1 protein-coding gene and 1 pseudogene are annotated in these 1,312 nt (G+C 64.5%); both read right to left on the reverse strand.

The features are described 5' to 3' along the window. A partial coding sequence (locus tag EN969_RS31385; protein ID WP_164758677.1) for a sugar ABC transporter substrate-binding protein occupies positions 1–1,105 on the reverse strand: 1,105 nt, incomplete at its 3' end. A gap of 63 nt (positions 1,106–1,168) precedes the next feature. Next, positions 1,169–1,312 (reverse strand): annotated as a pseudogene (locus EN969_RS36400) (LacI family DNA-binding transcriptional regulator); the annotation flags it as partial.

Below are 1,312 nucleotides of genomic sequence, written 5' to 3' on the forward strand. Positions count from 1 at the left end.
CCACCGAATAGGGCGTCTTGCCCTTGGCCATGGCTTCGGCGGCGATCTGGTAGCGCGGATCGAGATCCTTCAACGCGTCCTTGGCGATGTCGCCGCGCACCGGCAGGCTTCCGTATTTGGCAAGGATGGTCTGGCCCTCGAGCGAATAGGCGAAGTCGAGGAACTCCTTCACCACGGGCAGTTTCGTGGTGCCCTTGGTGACGACGAAATTGTCGCCGCCCGCAAAGGACGACCAGCCGCTGTCCTTGCCCGGCAGGAAGGTGACGCCGTAATCGATGTCGGGATACTGGGTGTTGAGCGCGCCGATGGCAAAGGCGCCGGACGGCGAGATGCCGATATTGCCGGCGGCGAAGGCGGCAAAGAAATTGGCGCCGGTGTCGGTCTGTGCGCCTGCCGGTACCAGATCCTTCTTGACCATCGAGCGGTAGAGATCGATGGCGCCGCGCAGCTGCGGGCTGTCCAGCGTCGCCTTCGAGCCGTCTTCGCTCAGGATGTCGCCACCAGACGCCCAGATCAGGGGCGTGAAGGTGAAGATGTTGCAGCCGCCGCAATTGCCGGAGAAGTAGAAGCCCTTGATGTTGCCGCCGAGCGCGTTGACCTTCTCGGCATCGGCCGCGATCTCGGCCCAGTTGGCCGGACCTTTTTCGGGATCGAGGCCGGCCTGCTTGAACAGCTTCTTGTTCCAGATCAGCACCGAGGCGTCGGCGGAGAAGGGCAGGCCGTAAATGTGGTCTTTGTAGGTGCCGGTCTTCACATGCGCCGGCGACAGGCTGGCAAAATAGGGCAGGGACTTTGCCCAGTCGGTGATGTCCTCCAATTGGCCGGCTGCGGCGAAGGAGGGCGTGTAGATCAGGTCGAGCGACAGCGCGTCGGGCGCTGTGCCGCCGGCGGCCGCGGCACCGTATTTGGGGATGATCTCGGCATTGGGGATGATATCGAGCTTGACCTGGTTGGTGTGCGCCTTGTTGTAGGCATCGACGATCCTCGGCATGAAATTCGAACCGTCGGCGCGCACCCATATGTTGGCCGTCTCGGCGGCGGCAGTGCCGAGACCGCCGCCCAGAACGGCAGCGGCCAGGGCCAGTTTGGCAATCAGGTTCCTCATGTTCTCCTCCTCCAAGGTTGGCCGCGGTCCGCGGCTTGGCGCCGATTGCGCGGCGCTTCGTTTTCAGCCACCCGGCGGATGGCCGCATGACTGCCGCACCACCAGCCGGCACGGCAGTTTTCGAATGCCGGGCGCGGCGGGCTTGCCGCCGACCAGCGAAAGCAGGGTCAACCCGGCCTCGCGCCCGAGCGCGACCAGGTTCATGTC

Origin of the sequence: Mesorhizobium sp. M7A.F.Ca.CA.003.01.2.1 (assembly GCF_003998945.1) — a bacterium.
In the GTDB taxonomy this organism is placed as follows: Bacteria; Pseudomonadota; Alphaproteobacteria; order Rhizobiales; family Rhizobiaceae; genus Mesorhizobium; species Mesorhizobium ciceri.